The following is an 18548-nucleotide window of genomic DNA, read 5'->3' on the forward strand; positions in this document are numbered from 1 at the left end:
TCCGTATCCTGCCGCACTCGACCTGCCTCATGTCGGCGTACAAGGAGATCGTGGCCCTGGCAAGATTTCCGTGAAGCTGGAGTGTGCCACTGTGCGCCGGTGACGCTCCGCCATAGGACGCGGCATTGTCAGCGAGTGTGATGACCTCGTACGGATCGGGTCTCCGCACCTCGATGCGGTGCGGGTGGAACAGGTGTGGGTGGCGGGCGGCGTGGTCCGTCACGGCAGCTGTAGTTCCTGATCACTCCGGTGGTGTCATGTCGTCGCGGCGGCTGTGAAATTGTTGCAGTGGGTGTGCTTCGGCCGCACGGTGCTGGTGTTCGCGGCGCCAGGCGGACCAGTGCAGGAGGTGGTCGCGGTCGCGTCGGGGGCGGGACAGGGCGGTGATCCTCAGGAGGCGGAGCAGTTCGCGGGCGCTGACCGGGACGAGTCGGCCGCTGGTGGCCTGGGCGGTGGTGCGCGGGCGGGTGACGGCGAGGACGGCGGCGAGCATGCTGCTGAAGGTCCAGCGCCAGGAGTTCCAGCAGGTGGTCTGGCCCTGGTCGAGGCGGCAGGCACTCTTGCCGAGCTGGAAAGCTTCTGCGATCTTCCAACGGCAGCCGATCACGTCGACGAGTGTGGCCAGGGGCCGTCGGGGGTGGCGGAATGGCAGCGGCGGAAGGAGAGTTCGCCGGTGTAGCGGTGGCGGCGGATGACCAGGTGGGAGCGGCCGGCTGCGTGTCCGGTGGGGGTGGCGTCGGCGGGTACGTCAAGCAGGGCCCAGTCGTGCTGGCGGTCGCCCTTGAGTCCGTGGCCGGTGCGCATGCGTGCCCAGGCGTTCCTGGGCGAGTTCGGCGGCGGTGAACATGCCGGCGGAAGCGGTGACATGGTGATCCGTCCTGACGGCCGTGCTGTATCCGAAGCCCGGACGCCGGGCTCCGGATACAACCGCCCCGGCTCCTGCCGACCGTCCCCGGCCTGCCCCCACCACGCCGACAGGCCCCTCAGCACATGAGGCGTCGCCCGCACCGGCAACTCCGCCGACACCAGCCCTCCGAACGCGGACAACAAGGCATCAGGGACGGCAGACTCGACCGGCAACGAAGCTCCGGCAGACATGAGTTGGTGTGACAACCCTCGTCCTACCGGAGCTCCGTCCTACTCAGCCGTTCCAACTCGGGGGCTGTATGCCGCTCTGGTCTATCGAGTACCAGTAGTTATCGTTGCTGCTCTTATCAGCCGGAACGTTCTTCCAGCCGATCTCATTCTCAAGGTTGCAGTCGCTGGACGTGTAGAGCGTGATCGCCTGCGAGAAGGTACCGGGCTGGTCCGTCGTGGTCCAGGCGCCGGCGCTCACCTTGTAGCAATGCCTGGTGCCACCCGCGACGTAGGAAGCGCTGTGCGGGTAGGCGTACGTCGTCCCCGTCCACTGCGACGACGGCACGACGCCCAGCATCAAGTGTCCCTTGCTGGTCCCAGCAGACGCGCTGTCGACACCGGTCACTCCGAGTGCTGCGCCCGTCAGCGCAGCTACCGCGGCGACTTTGCACACCTTCTTCAACCCTGACTTCATAAGAAACACTATGGATCCTCACTGTCATTAGACAGGAACCCAGGCATCGCAGAACTTGCCCGAGTTCCTGTGCGGTCCTCCTGCTCCGTCGCAGGAGTGACAACGGCCGGATTCGGCTACGCTGTTTCCCAAACCTACTGCAAGGAACGGCCCGAGCAGTCTCGTTCCCCTCACTGCGATGTGCGGGTTTCGTGTCGGTGGGTTAATGGTTATGCGCAAAGGCAGGAATTCTCCGACGCACCCGACGAGATTCGTGGCGCGCCGGAGAGAAGCCGGACAGCACCAGAAAGAAGACGCCGGTAAGTCGCCCGCATTTCAGCCCGTCCAGCCACACAAGCACCAACTCTGGGGAAAACCTGTGAAGGTGTATAACCAGCGGTGGAAAGGACCACATACACAGTCACGACAGCTGCAGATATGGCGGTGCAGGGCGTCGCTGCCGGTCAGCTGGATGTCCGGGGGCACCGGTGGGCATGGGCACGACCACCGTGATCATGAACGTTGGTGACGACGTATCAAGAACAAGTGACCATGGAGGCCACGTTAGCCGAGCGCGTGTGGACGGCGGCGCTCGGGGCGGTGACCGAAGAGATCGCGGACTGCTTCGAACGCCGTGAACCGCGGGTCCTGACACGGGAGATGACCGAGGCCATGCCGATGGAGCTGGACACCCGCAACTGCGGGACCCTTGCCGAAGCCCTCGGGCACCGCGGACCGCACCGCCTGCAGCACTTCCTGTCCCGCGCTGCCGTCGACCACGACCTGGCCCGGGATCGCATCGCCGTCTGGGCAGCCGGTGAACTCGCCGATCCGGACGTGGTGCTGATAGTGGACGAGACCGGGGACGAGAAGTCCTCCACGGACTGCGTCGGCGCGGCCCGCCAATACTCCGGAGCACTGGGCGGTATCGGTCTGTGCCAGGTCGCCGTCCACCTCACCTACGCCGGCCGGCACGGGCACGCCCCGATCGACCGGGCCCTGTACCTGGGCGCCGAGTGGCCGCCGACGAGGAACGACGCCTGCTCACCCATGTTCCCGACGACGTCATGTTCGCCACCAAGCCGCAGCTGGCCGGCGCCCTGCTCGCCCGCACCCGCGACCTGGGCATCAACGCCCGCTGGCTGGCCGGCGACGAGGTCTACGGAGGCAAGGAGCTTCGCCGGACGGCCCGCGCACTCGGCTTCGACTACGCCCTGGCCGTCCGCACCGACCACCGTGTGTACAGCGCCATCGGCCGCCTGACCGTCACCCAGCTCGCCGCCCGCGTCCCGAAGAAGAACTGGATGCGCCTGCGCACCGGCCACGGCCTCAAGGGCGACCGCCACTACGACTGGGCCATGCTCGACATCCACCCCGACGACACCCCCGACGGACACCGGCCCGGGCACGCCACCGTCCTGGTCCGCCGCCACCGCTACACCCGTGCACTCTCCTTCTACCGCTGCCACTCCGCCACCCCCGTCACCCTGGCCGATCTTGTGGATGTGGTGTGCCGCAGGTGGCGCGTCGAGGAGGACTTCCAGACCTCCAAGGGCGTCTGCGGCCTCGACCAGGGCCAGACCACCTGCTGGAACTCCTGGATGCGCTGGACCTTGATCAGCCTGCTCGCCGCCGCTGTCCTGGCCGTCACCCGCGCCCACACCACCACCACCGGCAGCGAACTCGTCCCGGCCAGCGGCCGCGAACTGCTCCGACTCCTGAGGATCACCGCCCTGCCCCGCCCCCGACGCGACCACCTCCTGCACTGGTCCGCCTGACGCCGCCACCACCAACACCAAGCCGCCGAAGCCCACCGGAGATGGAACAACATCACCGCCGCCGTGCCTGCTCTGTTACCGCCCCCAGACCGGGACATGACGACACGTCACGGATGACTGCACCGAACCGGACCGATCCGCTTCACGCAAAGACCGTGCGCCCTGCCCTGCAAGTCACCCGCACCGTGGGGCCAGGAACGGGAGCCTGGGGCCGGATCGGGCGGCACGTGATCGAGCAGAGCATCGACACCGCGCCACCAGGCGCTAGGCGCAGCCGTAGCTCAGCCCTGGCAACGGTGGTGACGCGGGGCATTCACGGGACGCGGGCCATCAGGCGTTCTCTGCTCCACCGGATGACCCTCGCCTCGTTCCGGGGCCTGACTCAGCAGTGGCCCGCCTTGTCACGGGTCACGTAGTCCATCGCGGGAGTGCCGTCGTTGTTGAGGACGTCGGCCTTGCCGTCGACGTAGTAGCCGTACGACCAGATGCGGTCGTAGCCGCGGCCGCGCCAGTTGTGGACGGTCGTGCCGGACTCGGACTTGCCGTCGCTCCAGATGTAGTTCACGACGTGGAAGACCGGGTTGACGCGCACGGTCCGCTTCAGCGGGCGGGCGTTGATATAGCCCTGCCGGCCTCGCGGGACCGTGATGGTGACCTGCCGGCCCAGCGTGTGAGTCGTGGAGATGGCCCAGGAGTAGCCGAAGTGGCCGCCGATCTCGGAGGTGAAGACCTGAGAGACCTTGGCGGAGGTTTTCGTGTTGGCGCCGATCGTCATGGTGTAGGCGCGTGTGGTCGCGTAGGACTCGTTGACCGCGAGGCTGGCCGTGCCGCTGCCGCAGTTGGTCACCGTGTCGTTGGAGACCTTGCGCTCGGAGTCGTACCAGGTCCATGAGGACGACTGCGGGTACTCGCAGTTGCCGCCGAACACCTCCCAGCCGGGCGTGAGTGCCCAGTGGTAGCCGTGGGGCGCGGAAGTGGACGCCTGGTGAGAGCTGCCGGCGACAAGCTGGTAGTACGGCTTCTTCTCGTTGGCCGAGGAGGAGTTAACGACCTCTCCATGGTGTGGATGTTGTAGACGAACGCCTTGTCCCGCTCGCTCATGTCACCGCACAACCGGTCCATGAACGTGTCGGTGTCGAAGGCTTCCTTGCCGCGGATGTTCGTGCCCGACGGCGGGTTGGCGGCGGCCTGCGGTGCAGTGGCGAGCACACCGGCCCCCGCCATGACGGCGGCGGCGGATACGACGGCGTACCGCATGAGTCTTGTGCGCACGTGCTTCTCGCTTTCTTGCGGCACCACCTACGTGCCGCGCAGTCGCCCTGCGCGGACAACTGTGGTGTCCGACGCCCTGTCCGGTATCCAATCGGCGCCAGGCGGCAGCTGGTTGAAGCAGACCAGTCACATCATGATATTTCAGATTAATTCTGGTTAGAGGTCACCAAGGGGCTTGAGGTGGCGGTAGATCTCGCGCGACGAAGCGCGTGAGGCCCGAACAGCCTCAGAGCGGCGCCCTCGATCCGGACGGTCCTCCTGACGAAGTGGCGCTTCACGGAGGCGACCAGAAGCAGTTGGAGACTGCTATCCACCAGCGGCTGAGCAGGTTCCGGGGAGTCTCTGGCTCGTGGCGAGTTCAGACGAGAGGCCCGACGTGACCTCTACTGTCTCCGCCCGGCTGCCGACGAGGTCGAGGGTCACGACCGGCGCAGAGCGGCCTTCGGCGACCTTCTGCTGTGCCGACATTCCTGCACGCTCCTCGTGTTCGGCCTGACACATGGCGGTACGCCCACGGGCTGTCCGGCGAGTCGCGGCAGCACCAGGTGCCTTTGTGGCGGCGCGAAGCTTGGCCATGGGCTGCTTCCGGTTGCCGTCACGCAGGTCGCGGCGCCACGAAGGGGTCGCCACGGGCCGGTACCCCACAATTCGTTTACAATGTAGCCGTAATGGGGTGCGGGGGCAATGGACACCGAGGTGTTCTGCGGCCCGCGGACGCGACCGGACGGACGGTCGCAAGGCTGCCGGAAAGCGTGGGGGGTTAGCGCAGATCAAGACCGACCCCCACTCTCGAACTCCTGGCCGACCGGAAAAGGGCCCCAGGCAAGAACGGCGACCGCCTGCGGCATCCCTCCAGTGCCTGGCTCTGGTCTCAACGGCGCATGAAAGCCGCGCTGTTGACGTTCCACCACAGGGCATCGGATTCCATCAGCGTCCAGCCGGCCCCATGAGCCAGTTGAATCGGTCCGCTGTGCGGGTTCGTCAGCCCGGTGGAGTTCGAACGGCAGTACCGGGCCGAGCAGGTCTTGCAAGAAGCGGCGTAGGAACTCTCCACGCTGCGGGGGGGGATTGACAGAGTCTGGCCACCCTCCTGGAGGGTCTGAACCGGACACTGACCGGATGGGCGACCTACTTACGTCACGGCGCGGCGAAGCGGACCTTCAACACGGTCGACCACCACACGTGGCACCGGTTGCGATCTGGCTCCGCCGCAAACACAGCATCCCCAGCAGCCAGTTGAAGGGATTCTGTGACCAGGGATGGAGGTTTGTTCCCCCTGATCAACGCCGAACGATTCGGCGGCAACCCCCGCACTCTCGGAATGTTCCTCACGGCCATCGCCGTCGGTGGCGTTGCAGCGTCGTTGTTTTCCGGAACCTTCACACGATTCCCTCGCCCCGGCCTGGTCATGCTCGGCGGATCCGCCGCCTGGGGCGCATCGTTGACGCTCTTCGGACTGTCGCCCAACCCCTGGGCCGGTTAGCCTCGCCGTTTCACTCGGGTACGGCTGGCTTTGGGGCGGAAACGCGAAAGTGCCTTCCTGACCTGGGACGATGAACCTTGCTGAGGGGTTCTGTCGGTCCAGGCGGAGGGCACTTTCTACGTGCAGGCTATCGGGTTGCGTCCCAAAATCCATGTCAGTGCTGATGGTTCGGGGGTGGTCGGGCATGCCGGGGCACGGTTGCTGGTGGATCTCGCTGACGCGACAGGGCTGAGTGCCGCGTATTCCGCCGCTCTCAGGCCGCTTCGCCCGCGCGGGACCGGGCAGGACCCGGGACGGGTCGCCACCGATCTCGCGGTGATGCTCGCCGACGGCGGTGAGGCGATCGCGGATCTGGCCGTGCTGCGGGACCAGTGCGAGGTGTTCGGCCCGGTCGCCTCCACACCTACGGCCTGGCGTTTGCTCGCCGACATCGATGAGGCTGCACTCGCCTCACTGCGAGCGGCCCGCGCTTCAGCCCGGGAAGTGGCCTGGATGCAGGCCGCCGAGACCGGCGAGGGCATACCTGCTGTTCGGGTCGGCGGACGAGAGCTTCCCGGCCTGGTTCTGGACCTCGACGCCACGCTGGTCGCCTGCCACTCGGAAAAGGAACAGGCCGCCCCGACCTACAAGGGCGGCTTCGGCTTCCATCCGCTGCTGTGTTTCCTGGCGAACACCGGCGAGGCCGTGTCGGGACGGCTGCGGTCCGGTAACTCCGGAGCCACACTGCCGCCGATCACATTGTGGTTTTCGACCAGGCGCTCGCGCAGATCCCCGACGCTCACCGGCACGGCACCGACATTCTCATCCGCGCCGACAGTGCCGGATCCGCGAAAGCCTTCCTCGCCCACGTCCGCGACGTGAGGAAACGAGGAATCCGTACCTTCTTCTCGGTCGGATACGCCATCACCGAGCCGGTCCGCCGCGCTGTCCGGGCGATGCCCGACCGCGTCTGGCATCCCGCCCTGGACCAGGACGGCACCCTGCGTGATGGCGCCGAGGTCGCCGAGCTGACCGGCATGGTCGATCTGGCCGGCTACCCGGCCGGCACCCGCATCATCGTGCGCCGCGAGCGGCCGCACCCCGGAGCCCAACTGTCCCTGTTCGACCAGGACGAGGGCCTGCGTCACCAGGTATTCCTCACCGACACCCCTTACTCCAGTGGTGGCTCCGCCCAGTTCCTGGAGGTCCGCCACCGCGGGCATGCCACCGTCGAGGACCACATCCGGTGCGCAAGACCACAGGCTTCGGCCGCTTCCCCTCCCGCCACTTCGGCATCAACACCGTTTGGCTAGAACTCAGCCTCACCGCGATCGACCTGCTGGCCTGGGCCCGCGTCCTGCTCCTGGACGGCGAACTGGCCGCCGCCGAACCGAAGAAGCTCCGCTACCGGCTGCTGCATGTCGCCGCACGCCTCACCCGCGGCGGCCGCCGCCTGCGCCTGCGAATATCGGCGACCTGGCCCTGGAGACACGAACTGACCACGGCCTTCCATCGCCTCGCCGCGTTGCCCCGCCCCGCCGGCTGACCGGCGAACCCTGGACCACCACGACCCGAAGGACCTTGGAGAACCCGACCACCGCGCCGGGACTCCGCCATGTCCGAGCACCAAGATCGCATCGACCACCCGACAGTAGCCCCTCAGCGACGCCTCATCGCCTCAACTGAAACGGCGAGGTTAGGCCTTCCTCGTCATCGCTGGCACCGCCGACACCGTCTCCGTCGTCTCCCGGAGCACCGTCGTCCAGATGCACACCCCGCACGAACTACTCGGCCGCGTCAGCACTGCTGATCGGGCGGAAGCTGGCCTTGGCAGCGTTCGACTGGTGTGCGGTATGCGCTGTGCCCTTCGCGGACGAGCCGCGCTGGCAGATGGTCTTCCAGGACGGGCCGTTGCCTTCCTCCGTCACCAACGGGAGGCACCGGTGCACGAGGTGTACGCACTCTACGCGGCGCAAGTGTGCCCCTACCTGTTCTCCCCCGCTCACGTCTGGGAGACGAGGGGCGCAAGGGAACGGTGCACGCACCCAAGGTGCGCTTCGCCGGCTTCGAGTCCACCAGCGCGGTGCACGCCTTTGAGTCGCAGTTGCAGCCCGGCGTCTACACCCTGCACTTCGAACATCGGGGCCAGGCGGACGAGTTCTCCTACCGCACCCCGGACGAGCTCCGCGGGCGGTTCGCCGATGCCCTGGAGCAGGAGAAGGACCGACCGGTCAGTGATGCGGAAGGCGAGCTCATCCGGCTGTTCAACCGGCTGGATGAGGGAGGTGAGGTGGCCGGTGCGGCGCTGGCCACAGGGGCCACCTTCGCCAAGGACATCTTCGAAGTGCAGGGATTTGGCCCCTACCGCGGCAAGAGCTATCCTGCTGTCGCCTGATATGTCGCCTGATATTGTGAAACTGGCGTCCGATCAGGGTCTTGATCCGCGACAGCGTCCAGGTCTGATCCGGCCAGCCGTGCGCCATCGGCCCCCGCGCGAGTTCCCCCTCCAGCACCACGAACAGCGCCTCGCTCAACTTGGGTCTGGACACCGGCCCTTTCGGTGCCAGAGCACGCTCCCCACCCTCTTCCAGGCTCGGCGCCACCGCTGCACCGACCGCACACTGACACGTAACTCCCTGGCGATCGCGGCACTTCCGTGCCCACCGTCGAACAACTCGGCCGCCCACAACTGAATGTGCTCACGAAACGCCTGCCGCTCCGCGGTCAGGCCCCCCCCTTGCACATACCTCATACAACCGGCGTACCGCCGAAACCACGACTCGTCAGCTACGACATCACGCCAACAAAGTCAGTAGGGGCGCAGGCAGTTGCTGGCGGCGTCGCGTAACGCGTTCACGTCGGCGAGTCCGCCAGGACGGTGAGAGTGGACATTTGCTTCTCGGCGGTGGTGCTGGAGCTGGTCACCACCGGCAGGTTGAGCAGTGCGGACGAGGGCGGCACCACCCGGTTCGTGCACTTCCGCTGCCCTGGCCAACCGCTGGGCAGCGAGACGACCTGATGCGGATTGTTCTGAACACACCTGTCGCCCGTCCTACGGGCGACTGACCATCCCTTCGCTGCCGAGCAGGAGGACACACCGGATCGGTCGCCTACAGCCACGGCACCAACCTCTTGAGATGGCCCGCTTAGCGCGTCAGTTGCCGTCCACCGAACTGGCCCGTCCCGGTCGCTTGCCTCCACCAGGTTTCCAGGCCCGTCTGATCGAACGTTTGCCAATTCGGGGTCTCTGTGACGAGTGCCCGTCCGAGCCGCCGCCCCAGGTCGACCATGGCATGGCCGGAAGATACGCGGTCGCTATCGTATGCGGCCAGGGCCTCAGACCAGGTGGCCGTCTGCGTCAGCACTGTCTCCAGGATCGTGGCGTCCTGCAGCGCCTTGACGGCGCCAGCGCTCGTGTGAGGGCGGGCGACCGTGGCCGCGTCGCCCATGAGCAGTATCCTGCCTACCGCGTGACGGGGTGCCGTGAAGTCATAGACAGGCTGCACGAACAGCTCATCGTAAACTGTCGCCCGCACCAGGTCGGCCCAGTAGGACGGCAGCAACTCGGCGCAGACATAAGCTAGATGGGCACGCAGTCCGTCCCCCGCTGTGCCCGGGGGCAGGCTCGTGGGTGTGTGCATACCCTGGTCCAGGCCGGGGGGCGGCGCCGAGTACAGGACCCAGTTGACGCGGTGACCGCCAGTGGCCCCATCCGGGATGCGGTACACCACGAGATGGCCGCCCTGGAAGAGGACGTAGGCGCCCTCATCCTCGGCCAACAGCTCCGCGTCGCGCAGCCGGCTCGACGAGTAGGCGCCGCGCCAGGCCAGGTATCCGGCGTACCCGGGGCGGGCATCGGAGGAAATGGCCGCGCGCGCCCTTGAGCGGTAGCCATCCGCGCCGATCACCACGTCGTAGTGCTCGGTGCGCCCGTCCGTGTGCACCTCTGCGCCCTCCGGAGTCGCCTTGACCGCTTCGACCGCCGAGCCGGGCCGGAAGTCCGTCGTCTCGGACACCCGGCAGTACAGCCCATCCCACAGCAAGCCCCAGTTGTAGGTGCGGAAGGGGGAGGGCATCACGCCGATCTCGCGGCCCAGTGGGCTGCGCGGCGCCGTGTCGTCACGGACGTACCAGCGGCTGCGGGCGATCTGCACAAACGGTATGGAGGTGTCGAGGTATCCGGCCGACTCCAGTTCCGCGTAGCGGGCATTGTGCACAGCGACTCCGACCCCGCGGTCGGCCAGGCGGACCGCCGCACGCTCGTACACCGTGATCTCCTCGACCCGCGCCCGCCGCAGCGCAAGTGCCGCCGCGCATCCCGCTATGCTGCCGCCCACGACAGCAACCCGGCCACCTTGCATTCTGCGCCTCCATAACTCGTCCGCCTGCGCACGGCGCCGCTTCAGCGCATCGTGCCAAGATCATGCTGCCAACCTGGGGTCCCGGTGAAGCAACTCCCTGCATCCGCCAGGGCGTTCCCGAGCCGGAGTGAAGTTCTCGTGATCCCGGACACTCTTCTTTCTGCGCTACGAGTGCCTCACACAAGGCGCTGCTGGACTGCGGGGCGGCGCTGACCCGCGCGTGCCGTTTTTGGAAGGCTTCGCCGCGGCAGGAGGACACTCCACCCACCGCCGCAGAGCCTCTGATGATCGCCTCCGACTTCCGATGACCGCCAGTCCGTCGCCGTCGCGGATCAGCTCATTGTCGTCATCCAGCGTCGGCTCCTGAAGTGGCTCTTCGCAGTTGAGGGCACGAGGTACGCGCTGGTGGCCGAACCTGCCTGGCTTCGAGAGCGCGTGCGCAGGCGGCCGCCCCCCGGACGTCAGGGGCCACATCGTGACGGCCTGCCTGTCGTGTTCCGCCGCGCTATCTGGCACGGTTGCGGCGCCGGGCCAGCTCATCCATATCGTTTTGGATCGTCTGCGAACCCTTGTGTTCGATGGACTCGCCCATCTGCCCATTACCTTCCCTGTAGAGCCCGGTTCGGGCTCGTGGCCTTCGGGATCGGTATGACTCGTTGCCCCTGTCCTTGATGATCCGGGGGGGTGCTGTCGCCGGTTCTGGGGGCACCGGTTGATCGCTGATGGAAGGGTGTCCGCCTTCGGGCAGGGCTGCGTAATGTGGCTGCCGATCTCCGGTGCCCGGGCGGGCCACCGGTTGCGACTCCGGGGAGGGAAAGCCCGGTGACCAGCAACAACTTTACGTCGATCGATGTGTTCTGCGCCCTGGACGTGGGCAAATCGGAGCACCATGGCACGGCCCTGCTGCGTGATGGGCGCATCACGTTCGACAAGCCGCTGCCCAACGGCGAGCCCCAGCTGAGGCAACTGTTCGCCCGCCTGGGGCGCAAGGGGAAGGTCCTGGTCGTGGTCGACCAGCCGGCCTCCATCGGCACTCTGGCGGTGACCGTGGCCCGTGCCTGCGGGTGCGAAGTCGCTTATCTCCCGGGCCTGTCGATGCGCCGGCTGGCCGATCTGCACCCCGGCACCGGCAAGACCGACGCCCGCGATGCCTACGTCATCGCCGATGCCGCCCGCACCATGCCCCACCTGCTGCACACCATCGAGGCCGAGGAGAGCGTGCGGGCCGAACTGACGATGGTCCTGGGATATGACGACGACCTCGCCCAGGACGCCACCCGCACCTCCAACCGGCTGCGCGGCCTGCTCACCTGCATCCACCCCGCCCTCGAACGCGTCCTGGGGCCCCGTCTGCGGCACCCGGCCGTCCTGGCCCTGCTGCAGACCTACGGCTCCCCGGACCAGCTGGCCCAGGCCGGCACCGGGCAGATCGCACAGGTCATGCTCCAGATCGCCCCGCGAATGCGCAGTGCCCACAACCTGGCCGACCAGATCACCACCGCCCTGGCCGAGCAGACCGTCACGGTCCCCGGCACCGCCTCGGCAGGGGAGATCGTCTCCGGCCTGGCCGAGGCCCTCGCTGTCCTCCTCAAACGCCGCGAAATCCTGGAAACCCGGGCCGCTGTCCTGCTGGAGGCCCACCCTCCCGCGAAGGTCCTGACCTCCATGCCCGGGGTCGCGGTCAGGACCGGTGCCCGCATCCTGGCCGAGGTCGGCGACGCCAGCGCGTTCCCCACCGCCGCCCGCCTGGCCTCCTACGCGGGCCTGACCCCCACCACCCGTCGTTCCGGGACGTCCATCCGGGGCGAAGGACCGCCCCGCGGCGGCAACAAGATACTCAAACGGGCCCTGTTCCTGGCCTTGTTCGCCTCGCGGGCCTACTACGACAGGAAACGCGCGGAAAACAAGCGCCACAACGCAGCCCTCATCTGCCTCACCCGCCGCCGCGTTGACGTCCTGCACGCCATGCTCAAACACCGCACCCTCTACCAACCTGGGCACGAACACACGGCCTGACCAAGCCCACAGACCTTGACCGAACAGATAGAAGCCCCCCCCGAAAGGAGCAACTTGTCGTTCTCGTACTGGCGGCGATCCCGCTGTCTGGCCGAGTGGTGGAAAGCTCCGTCGTACTCGATGCCTACGCGGATGCCGTGAGCAAGATTGAAGACCACGTCGACCTCAACGTCCTTGTATCGCCAGTGAGCTGGCTTGTGCCCGGGCGGAACGGTGAGACGGTGCGAGGCGAAGTCGGGCACACCGTCCGGCAGTCGTGGATCCCGGTTCTCCGGAGGTGCGAGGTCGATGGGTCCGGCGAGCTCAGCAACCAGCCGGACCTGCTCCTTCGATATTCCAGAAGTCGAGCACTTGCCGCAGCCGGTGCCCTGGACCCGGTTGAGGATCATGGCCTCCCAGCCATGGCCATGACGGCATCTTCAAGGCAGTGTCGCGTACTTTCCCTCGCTGCCGGCTTCAGCAGCATGCTTCCGAGGAACGTTGTGCTGACTCGTAGGCAGCCGACGCGCGTCAAGGTCCGGAGCATCCAACTCGTCCGCGATTTCTGGGAACCAAGTGAACAGCGAGTTCGTGTCATCGATCACGTACCCCGCACACACCAGGCAGCCGTCCCCCTGAAGTGCCCGCTCTTCGACCACCGCTTCGAAACGGTGCTCAACTGGTCTCCACACTCCAGTTACTTGGATCGACCGCCCATGTCCGGCAGGTCCACGGCAGACTCCCGTGTGCAGCGTGGGTGATGTCACTCGCCGGCCGCTGTCCACGGTACTGAGCGGCCAAGGTCGGAAAGTCCGTGAGCCGGATCAAGCGACGGCACTCGGGGCATCCCGAACCTTTCTGGATGCGCTCCTTGGGCCAGGCCGGCCATGGGGCATGACCGAAATCAAGGGGGCAGCGCCACAGGTACTGACTGACTTCGCCTCGTCTCTGAGCTGTCGCCGAGACGTTCTAGGGATGGATGAGGTTGTCTGAGTGCCACTGCGCCGCGACTTCCGGGATGTCCGCGACGGTGGTTTCTCGATCGCGTCCCACGAAGTGGTGTAGCCGGGCATGGTCCCGGAACGCGCGGGTGTCTGCCCGGGGCGTGCATCCGTTGACCGTGCATGCTCCCTGAGCAAGGGCTGGCCATCGCGCAAGTCTCCCTGGTGAACGGGCAGTTCAACCTGAGGAGCACGCGATGGCCTTGTCCCAGTCTGAGCTGATGCGGCGGCTGGAGTCACTACGTCGGGCCGACGGAGTTGAAGCAATCAGGGTGGTGTGCGAGCGCATCCTGCAGGAACTCATCGAGGCCGAGGCGACTGAGGCCATCGGGGCCGCCCCGCGTGAGCACTCGGACGAGCGCACCACCTGGCGCAACGGACACCGCGAGAGGCTGCTGACCACGCAGGCCGGCGATCTGGAGCTGAAGATCCCCAAGGTGCGGACCGGGTCGTTCTTCCCCTCGTTACTGGAGCGGCGCCGGCGCATTGACCGGGCGCTGTTCGCCGTGGTGATGGAGGCATACGTGCACGGGGTCTCGACCCGCTCGGTCGACGACCGGGTCAAGGCACTCGGTGCGGACAGCGGGATCTCCAAGTCCGAGGTCTCCCGGATCTGCGGCGAACTCGACGAGGAACTGGCCGCGTTCAAGGAACGGCCGCTGGATCACACCGTCTTCCCCTACGTCTTCCTGGACGCCACCTACTGCAAGGCGAGGGTGAATCATCGGATCGCCTCGCAGGCCGTGGTCATCGCCACTGGGATCTCCGCCACCGGGCACCGCGAAATCCTCGGGCTGATGGTTGGCGACAGCGAGTCGAAACCGTTCTGGACGAAGTTCCTGCGGTCCTTACGGGCCCGTGGCCTGGAGAACGTCCAGTTGGTGATCTCCGACAACCACTGCGGTCTGGTGGCCGCGATCCGCACCGTCTTCCTCGGCGCGGCCTGGCAAAGGTGCCGAGTTCACTTCGTCCGCGACGTCTTCAGCGTGATCGAGAAGGGCTCAGGGGAGATGGTCGCGGCCACCATCCGCACCATCTTCGCGCAGACCACCGGAGAGCAGGTGCGCACCCAGCTGAACGTGGTCGCCGACATGCTCGGACGACAGTTCCCGCAGGTCAAGAAGATGCTGTTGGAGGCCGCGACGGACATCACGGCGTTCGCCGACTTCCCGCCGGCGCACTGGAAGAAGATCTGGTCGACCAACCCGCTGGAGCGGCTGAACCGGGAGGTCAAACGAAGGGCCGACGTCGTCCAGGTCTTCCCCAACCCCGCCGCCCTGGACCGGCTCGCCGCCGCGGTCCTGGCCGAACTCCACGACGAATGGCAGGTCTTCGACCGCCGCTATCTCTCCGAAGCCTCCATGGCCGAGCTCTTCACCACCCAACCAACCCCGCCCGAACCACAGATCACCCCACAACCGGAATCGAAACAGCTGCCGTGACTACACCACCCAGCGGGACACGACCGGTTTCTCCGCGGCCGCTGGTACGGCTGTCCCACCGTTCCATGACCGTGACCTTGTGCCGATCCCAGTAAGCAGTGGCTTCGGCCTGCCGGGCCTTGGCCGCTGCGAGTTCCCTATTTATCCGCTTGCGGCGGGCTCCGTTGATGTCGTCCCATGCGGACCGCATCTGCCGAAGCATCCGTAGCCGGTCCTCGCGCGCGCCGCTCCCGGTATCGAGCGGCGCCGGTTGAGGCGGCCAGGCTGCGAGTACTGCCGCGTCGCTCCCGGACGCGTCTGAACCCTGCATTGCGATCACGCCGTGAGGATACGAGCGAAGTCTGACAGAGCGGGACTACTGTCCAATTCTTTCGGTTTTGAGCCATCCAGACACCTCGGGCGATATTTTTGTATCGTCCGAGGTGTCTGACTGTCGGACGCAACGCCGCAGGTCACAGCGTTTTCATCGAATGGCGCTCAGCCGGCGAAGGACACTCTGCACGCACATGGCGAAATTCGACCCGGATTCGACCCGGCCCACCATTTTCACCGTGCCACACATGCTCTGAACTGGGATTTTGTCGGACGGCACCGACGTTCTGGCGCTACGCCGGGTTCGGTTCGAGATGGGTTCCCCATGCCAGGCACATCAGGATGTTGCGGCACATCACGGTCAAGTCAGTCTACAGGGCGGCCGCCACGTCGGGCGTGGTCCCAACCTGACACGCCTCCCCCTCGCCCTGAACCAAGATCCGGACCATAGACGGGCCAAGGTCCGCTGCCTAACCTCCATACCCCGCATCGACGCTGGTCAGAGACACAGAGACGGCGTACCACCAGCAGACGAAGAACCTGCTGGTGGTCTTACAGCACAGCACACCCCGCGACGACACCTGGCCTCGTCGACTCTCCACAAGGCGACAGTGTGAGGCCCCGCGATTCGTACCAGCGCCTTCCTCAGCCACGTCTCAGGCCAGCGTCCACTTGGTCGCCGTCAAATCCACGAAGCCGTGAGTAAGCGACTGGGCTTCAAGGGTAACTTCCCAACCTAGTCTGACTGGGCGTCAGAAAAGTCAGCAAAAGTCAGCAAGAGCTCTGCCACAGCCGCCCACAGACGGCCACACCGTGGAACCGCCGTTCGCCTGCGCCCAAGACTGCAACGCGGTCGACTGCCCTGCTGCAAGCGATCGGCAGCGAGAGGTGTTGTCTAACCGCGCCCCACTGGACAGCGTCACCGACACGTTCGCATTCCTGCAGGTCAACGTACTCTGCCCCGCGGCTTCAACGGCACAGGCGGCAGTTCCGGAGCGGGCAGCGCGGCACCGTCGTACCCCTTCACCTCACCGAACCGTGTGCCTTCCATCCAGTCCCGACGGGCCTGTACGATCTCTTCTTGGGACCGTCCGATCCAGTTCCAGAACATGACGAGTTCCTCCTCGAACGGCTCGCCGCCCAGGAGCATCAGGCTCGTGTCCGACTCGGCGCGCAGCGGGAGTTCGGTGCGGCCGCAGCCGAGGTAGAGCATCGAACCGGGCAGGACCGGCACCCCGTCCACGTAGGCCTCGCCGGACATCGACAGGACGGCGTACTCGAAGTCCGGTCGCAGCGGGAGGCGTACCTCCGCGCCATGGGTGAGGGCGAGGTCGGCGCCGACGAGGGGGGTGTACGCCGTTCCGGGTGAGCGTGCGCCGTCGAGGTCGCCGAGGATGACCGTGGCCGTCAGTCCGGGGGCCGTGACCTGCGGCAGCTCGGCGTGGTGTTCGAAGTGCGGTTCGGTGTGGCGGTCGCCGTCCGGGAGGGCGACCCAGAGCTGGGCCCCGTGCAGGTAGCGGGCATGTGACCGCGGGCTCTCCTCGGAGTGGCTGATCGCGCGGCCGGAGGTCATCAGGCCCAGCTCACGGGGGCGGATCGTCTGGAGGCTGCCGGTGGAGTCGCGGTGCAGCACCTCGCCCTGGTGCAGCCAGCTCACCGTCTGCAGGCCCATGTGCGGGTGCGGCGGCACCTGCATGCCCGGCTCGTCGGCGATGTCGTCGGGGCCGTAGTGATCGACGAAACACCAGGCGCCGACCATGCGGCGGCCCAGGTTGGGCAGCAGTCGTCGCACCTCGCTGGACTCGCCGAGCTTGACGCGCCGAGGGCTGAGGAGTTCGCGCACGGGTTCGGCCACCACGAAGCCGCGGCCGCCGCACAGGGCGGGAACCGCCTCGCGATCAAGATTGCTCATGGCGCCCAACCTAGACCCGTGAAGCGTTTCCCGTCAGGCCGTCCTCAGGGGGCCCGACGGCCCGAGAAATAGTAGCCATGTACATAGTATCCATGTACCGTATCGAGCATGAGTACGGTGAGTCCGGCATCCGAGGGCGCGACGCCCGGTTTCCTGGTCTGGCGACTGTCGATGAAGTGGCGGGTCGCGGTCGACCGCGCGGTGGCGCCGCTCGGCCTGACCCACGCCCAGTACTCGCTGGTGGCGTCGCTGTACGGGATGCAGCGGTCCGGCGAACGCCCCAGTCAGCGGCGCCTCGCCGATCAGACCGGCCTCGAACCGCTCTACGTCTCCAAACTGGCGCGCTCCCTGGAGAGCGCCGGGCTTTTGGAGCGTGCACGCGACCCGCGCGACCCGCGTGCGGTGCAACTGGCGCTGACCGAGGAGGGGCGGCAGCGGACACTCCAGGCCATCAAGGTCGTCCAGGGGCTCCTGGAGCAACTGCTGGCGCCACTCGGCGGCCTCGACAGCGCGCGCACACGGGACTTCAAGCACGAACTGGCGACCCTGCTCGACACACCTCTCGACCCGACGAACCAGAACCCCGAGGAGCAGTCATGACCACCAGCACTCCCGTCCTCAATTCCCGGGTCATAGGCCTGGCCCACTACGCCGCCCGCGCGCTCCTCGAGAGCGTCCTGGCCCGCCATGGCGCGACCTTCCAGCAGTCGGTCACCCTCCGGCTGGTCGCCGTCGCCGACGGGCCGGTCGAGACGGAGCACCTCGTCGAGAGCGTCGTCGCCTCCCTCAAGGTCGACGCGGAGGAGGCCCACTCCGTGGTCGACGAGTTGCTCGCCGCGGAACTGCTGGCCCCTCAGGAGTCGTCCCGGGTCCGGATCACGGACGCCGGACGGGAGCTACACGAGACGACCTCCGCGGAGACCGCCCCGATCACGGCCCGCATCTACGACGGCATCCCCACGGAGGACCTCGCGGTGGCCGGACGGGTGCTGAGCCTCATCACCGAGCGGGCCAACGCGGAACTGGCGAAGTAGTGGAATATTGAACCACCCGGCTCCGTTGTCGGCCTCGAAGGCGAAGGAGGCACGAGTGGAGACCACGTACTACGACCACGGGACACCGGCGGAGCGCTGGGAGCGCGCGCAGTTGTTCTTCGACGCGAAGGAATACGCCACGGCGGCGCGGGTCCTGGGCGGCCTGGTCGAGGAGGTGCCGGAGCAGACCGGACCCCGGCTGCTGCTGGCGCGTTCCTACTACCACTCGGCCCAACTGCACCGCGCCGAGACCGAGTTGCGGGTGATCGTCGAGCGCGACCCGGTCGAGCAGTACGCCCGGCTGATGCTCGGGCGCACGCTCCAGCGGCAGGGGCGGAGCGAGGAAGCCGAGCCGCATCTGCGTCTGGCCTCGGCGTTGGCGGGCGACTTCGAGTAGGCCCCGAACACCACGGGGGCCCGGTTCCGCACAGGAACCGGGCCCCCGTAC

16 protein-coding genes and 3 pseudogenes are annotated in these 18548 nt (G+C 67.0%); 12 read left to right on the plus strand and 7 right to left on the minus strand.

The genetic code is table 11. The features are described from left to right. Positions 1 to 241: 241 nt before the first annotated feature. The 3 genes from ACFYRX_RS07610 to ACFYRX_RS07620 form a co-directional block, all read right to left on the minus strand. The gene (locus tag ACFYRX_RS07610) at positions 242 to 607 is read right to left on the minus strand and encodes a hypothetical protein (RefSeq protein ID WP_389097391.1); all 366 of its coding nucleotides are present in this window, start codon (positions 605 to 607) and stop codon (positions 242 to 244) included. After that, positions 604 to 804 (minus strand): hypothetical protein, encoded by a 201-nt coding sequence (locus ACFYRX_RS07615; protein ID WP_389097392.1) that lies wholly within the window; start codon positions 802 to 804, stop codon positions 604 to 606. The genes ACFYRX_RS07610 and ACFYRX_RS07615 overlap by 4 nt, the downstream gene beginning before the upstream one ends. Positions 805 to 1141: 337 nt before the next feature. Continuing rightward, a complete protein-coding gene (locus ACFYRX_RS07620) occupies positions 1142 to 1423 on the minus strand; it encodes a hypothetical protein (protein WP_389097393.1) in 282 nt (93 codons plus the stop codon). A gap of 780 nt (positions 1424 to 2203) precedes the next feature. Between ACFYRX_RS07620 and ACFYRX_RS07625 the strand changes: the two are divergent. Further along, positions 2204 to 3309 (plus strand): annotated as a pseudogene (locus tag ACFYRX_RS07625) (IS701 family transposase). Between the two features lie 382 nt (positions 3310 to 3691). Here ACFYRX_RS07625 and ACFYRX_RS07630 read toward each other — a convergent pair. Continuing rightward, the gene (locus tag ACFYRX_RS07630; protein ID WP_389097394.1) at positions 3692 to 4237 is read right to left on the minus strand and encodes a hypothetical protein; all 546 of its coding nucleotides are present in this window, start codon (positions 4235 to 4237) and stop codon (positions 3692 to 3694) included. A 192-nt stretch (positions 4238 to 4429) separates the two neighbouring features. Here ACFYRX_RS07630 and ACFYRX_RS07635 point away from each other — a divergent pair, with 192 nt between their 5' ends. The 5 genes and pseudogenes from ACFYRX_RS07635 to ACFYRX_RS07655 all read left to right on the plus strand — a co-directional run bounded on the left by ACFYRX_RS07635 (position 4430) and on the right by ACFYRX_RS07655 (position 8438). Then, complete coding sequence (locus ACFYRX_RS07635) at positions 4430 to 4741, plus strand: hypothetical protein (RefSeq protein WP_389097395.1); 312 nt, start codon at positions 4430 to 4432, stop codon at positions 4739 to 4741. Between the two features lie 918 nt (positions 4742 to 5659). Beyond that, positions 5660 to 5821 carry a group II intron maturase-specific domain-containing protein gene (locus ACFYRX_RS07640; protein ID WP_389097584.1) on the plus strand — a complete coding sequence of 54 codons (162 nt, stop codon included), beginning with the start codon at positions 5660 to 5662 and terminating at the stop codon, positions 5819 to 5821. A 27-nt stretch (positions 5822 to 5848) separates the two neighbouring features. After that, positions 5849 to 6061: pseudogene (locus ACFYRX_RS07645) on the plus strand (MFS transporter); the annotation flags it as partial. Positions 6062 to 6154: 93 nt separating this feature from the next. Continuing rightward, positions 6155 to 7589: pseudogene (locus tag ACFYRX_RS07650) on the plus strand (IS1380 family transposase). Between the two features lie 489 nt (positions 7590 to 8078). Then, positions 8079 to 8438, plus strand: a complete 360-nt coding sequence (locus tag ACFYRX_RS07655; RefSeq protein WP_389097396.1) for a hypothetical protein — start codon at positions 8079 to 8081, stop codon at positions 8436 to 8438. A 135-nt stretch (positions 8439 to 8573) separates the two neighbouring features. Here the strand turns inward: ACFYRX_RS07655 and ACFYRX_RS07660 are convergent, their stop codons facing one another. Then, positions 8574 to 8795: a helix-turn-helix domain-containing protein gene (locus tag ACFYRX_RS07660; RefSeq protein WP_389097397.1), complete on the minus strand. Its 222-nt coding sequence runs from the start codon at positions 8793 to 8795 to the stop codon at positions 8574 to 8576. Between the two features lie 132 nt (positions 8796 to 8927). Here ACFYRX_RS07660 and ACFYRX_RS07665 point away from each other — a divergent pair, with 132 nt between their 5' ends. Further along, positions 8928 to 9062 (plus strand): hypothetical protein, encoded by a 135-nt coding sequence (locus ACFYRX_RS07665; RefSeq protein ID WP_389097398.1) that lies wholly within the window; start codon positions 8928 to 8930, stop codon positions 9060 to 9062. 127 nt (positions 9063 to 9189) lie between these two features. On the opposite strand, the gene ACFYRX_RS07670 is transcribed toward ACFYRX_RS07665, so the two are convergent. After that, positions 9190 to 10380 carry an FAD-dependent monooxygenase gene (locus ACFYRX_RS07670; RefSeq protein ID WP_389097399.1) on the minus strand — a complete coding sequence of 397 codons (1191 nt, stop codon included), beginning with the start codon at positions 10378 to 10380 and terminating at the stop codon, positions 9190 to 9192. 846 nt (positions 10381 to 11226) lie between these two features. Here ACFYRX_RS07670 and ACFYRX_RS07675 point away from each other — a divergent pair. Both ACFYRX_RS07675 and ACFYRX_RS07680 read left to right on the plus strand, forming a co-directional pair. Beyond that, positions 11227 to 12420, plus strand: a complete 1194-nt coding sequence (locus tag ACFYRX_RS07675; protein ID WP_389097400.1) for an IS110 family transposase — start codon at positions 11227 to 11229, stop codon at positions 12418 to 12420. A gap of 1177 nt (positions 12421 to 13597) precedes the next feature. Beyond that, positions 13598 to 14842: an IS256 family transposase gene (locus ACFYRX_RS07680; protein WP_389097401.1), complete on the plus strand. Its 1245-nt coding sequence runs from the start codon at positions 13598 to 13600 to the stop codon at positions 14840 to 14842. Positions 14843 to 16100: 1258 nt separating this feature from the next. Here ACFYRX_RS07680 and ACFYRX_RS07685 read toward each other — a convergent pair. Continuing rightward, positions 16101 to 17066, minus strand: a complete 966-nt coding sequence (locus tag ACFYRX_RS07685) for a pirin family protein (protein WP_389097402.1) — start codon at positions 17064 to 17066, stop codon at positions 16101 to 16103. Positions 17067 to 17183: 117 nt separating this feature from the next. On the opposite strand from ACFYRX_RS07685, the gene ACFYRX_RS07690 reads away from it, so the two are divergent. The 3 genes from ACFYRX_RS07690 to ACFYRX_RS07700 are packed head-to-tail and all read left to right on the plus strand — an operon-like array spanning position 17184 to position 18497. Continuing rightward, positions 17184 to 17666, plus strand: a complete 483-nt coding sequence (locus tag ACFYRX_RS07690) for a MarR family winged helix-turn-helix transcriptional regulator (RefSeq protein WP_389097585.1) — start codon at positions 17184 to 17186, stop codon at positions 17664 to 17666. Then, positions 17663 to 18100 (plus strand): MarR family transcriptional regulator, encoded by a 438-nt coding sequence (locus ACFYRX_RS07695; RefSeq protein ID WP_389097403.1) that lies wholly within the window; start codon positions 17663 to 17665, stop codon positions 18098 to 18100. The genes ACFYRX_RS07690 and ACFYRX_RS07695 overlap by 4 nt, the downstream gene beginning before the upstream one ends. Positions 18101 to 18155: 55 nt before the next feature. Continuing rightward, positions 18156 to 18497 (plus strand): tetratricopeptide repeat protein, encoded by a 342-nt coding sequence (locus ACFYRX_RS07700; RefSeq protein WP_389097404.1) that lies wholly within the window; start codon positions 18156 to 18158, stop codon positions 18495 to 18497. The last annotated feature ends 51 nt before the right edge of the window (positions 18498 to 18548 follow it).

Origin of the sequence: Streptomyces sp. NPDC005374 (assembly GCF_042872225.1) — a bacterium.
Taxonomy (GTDB): domain Bacteria; phylum Actinomycetota; class Actinomycetes; order Streptomycetales; family Streptomycetaceae; genus Streptomyces.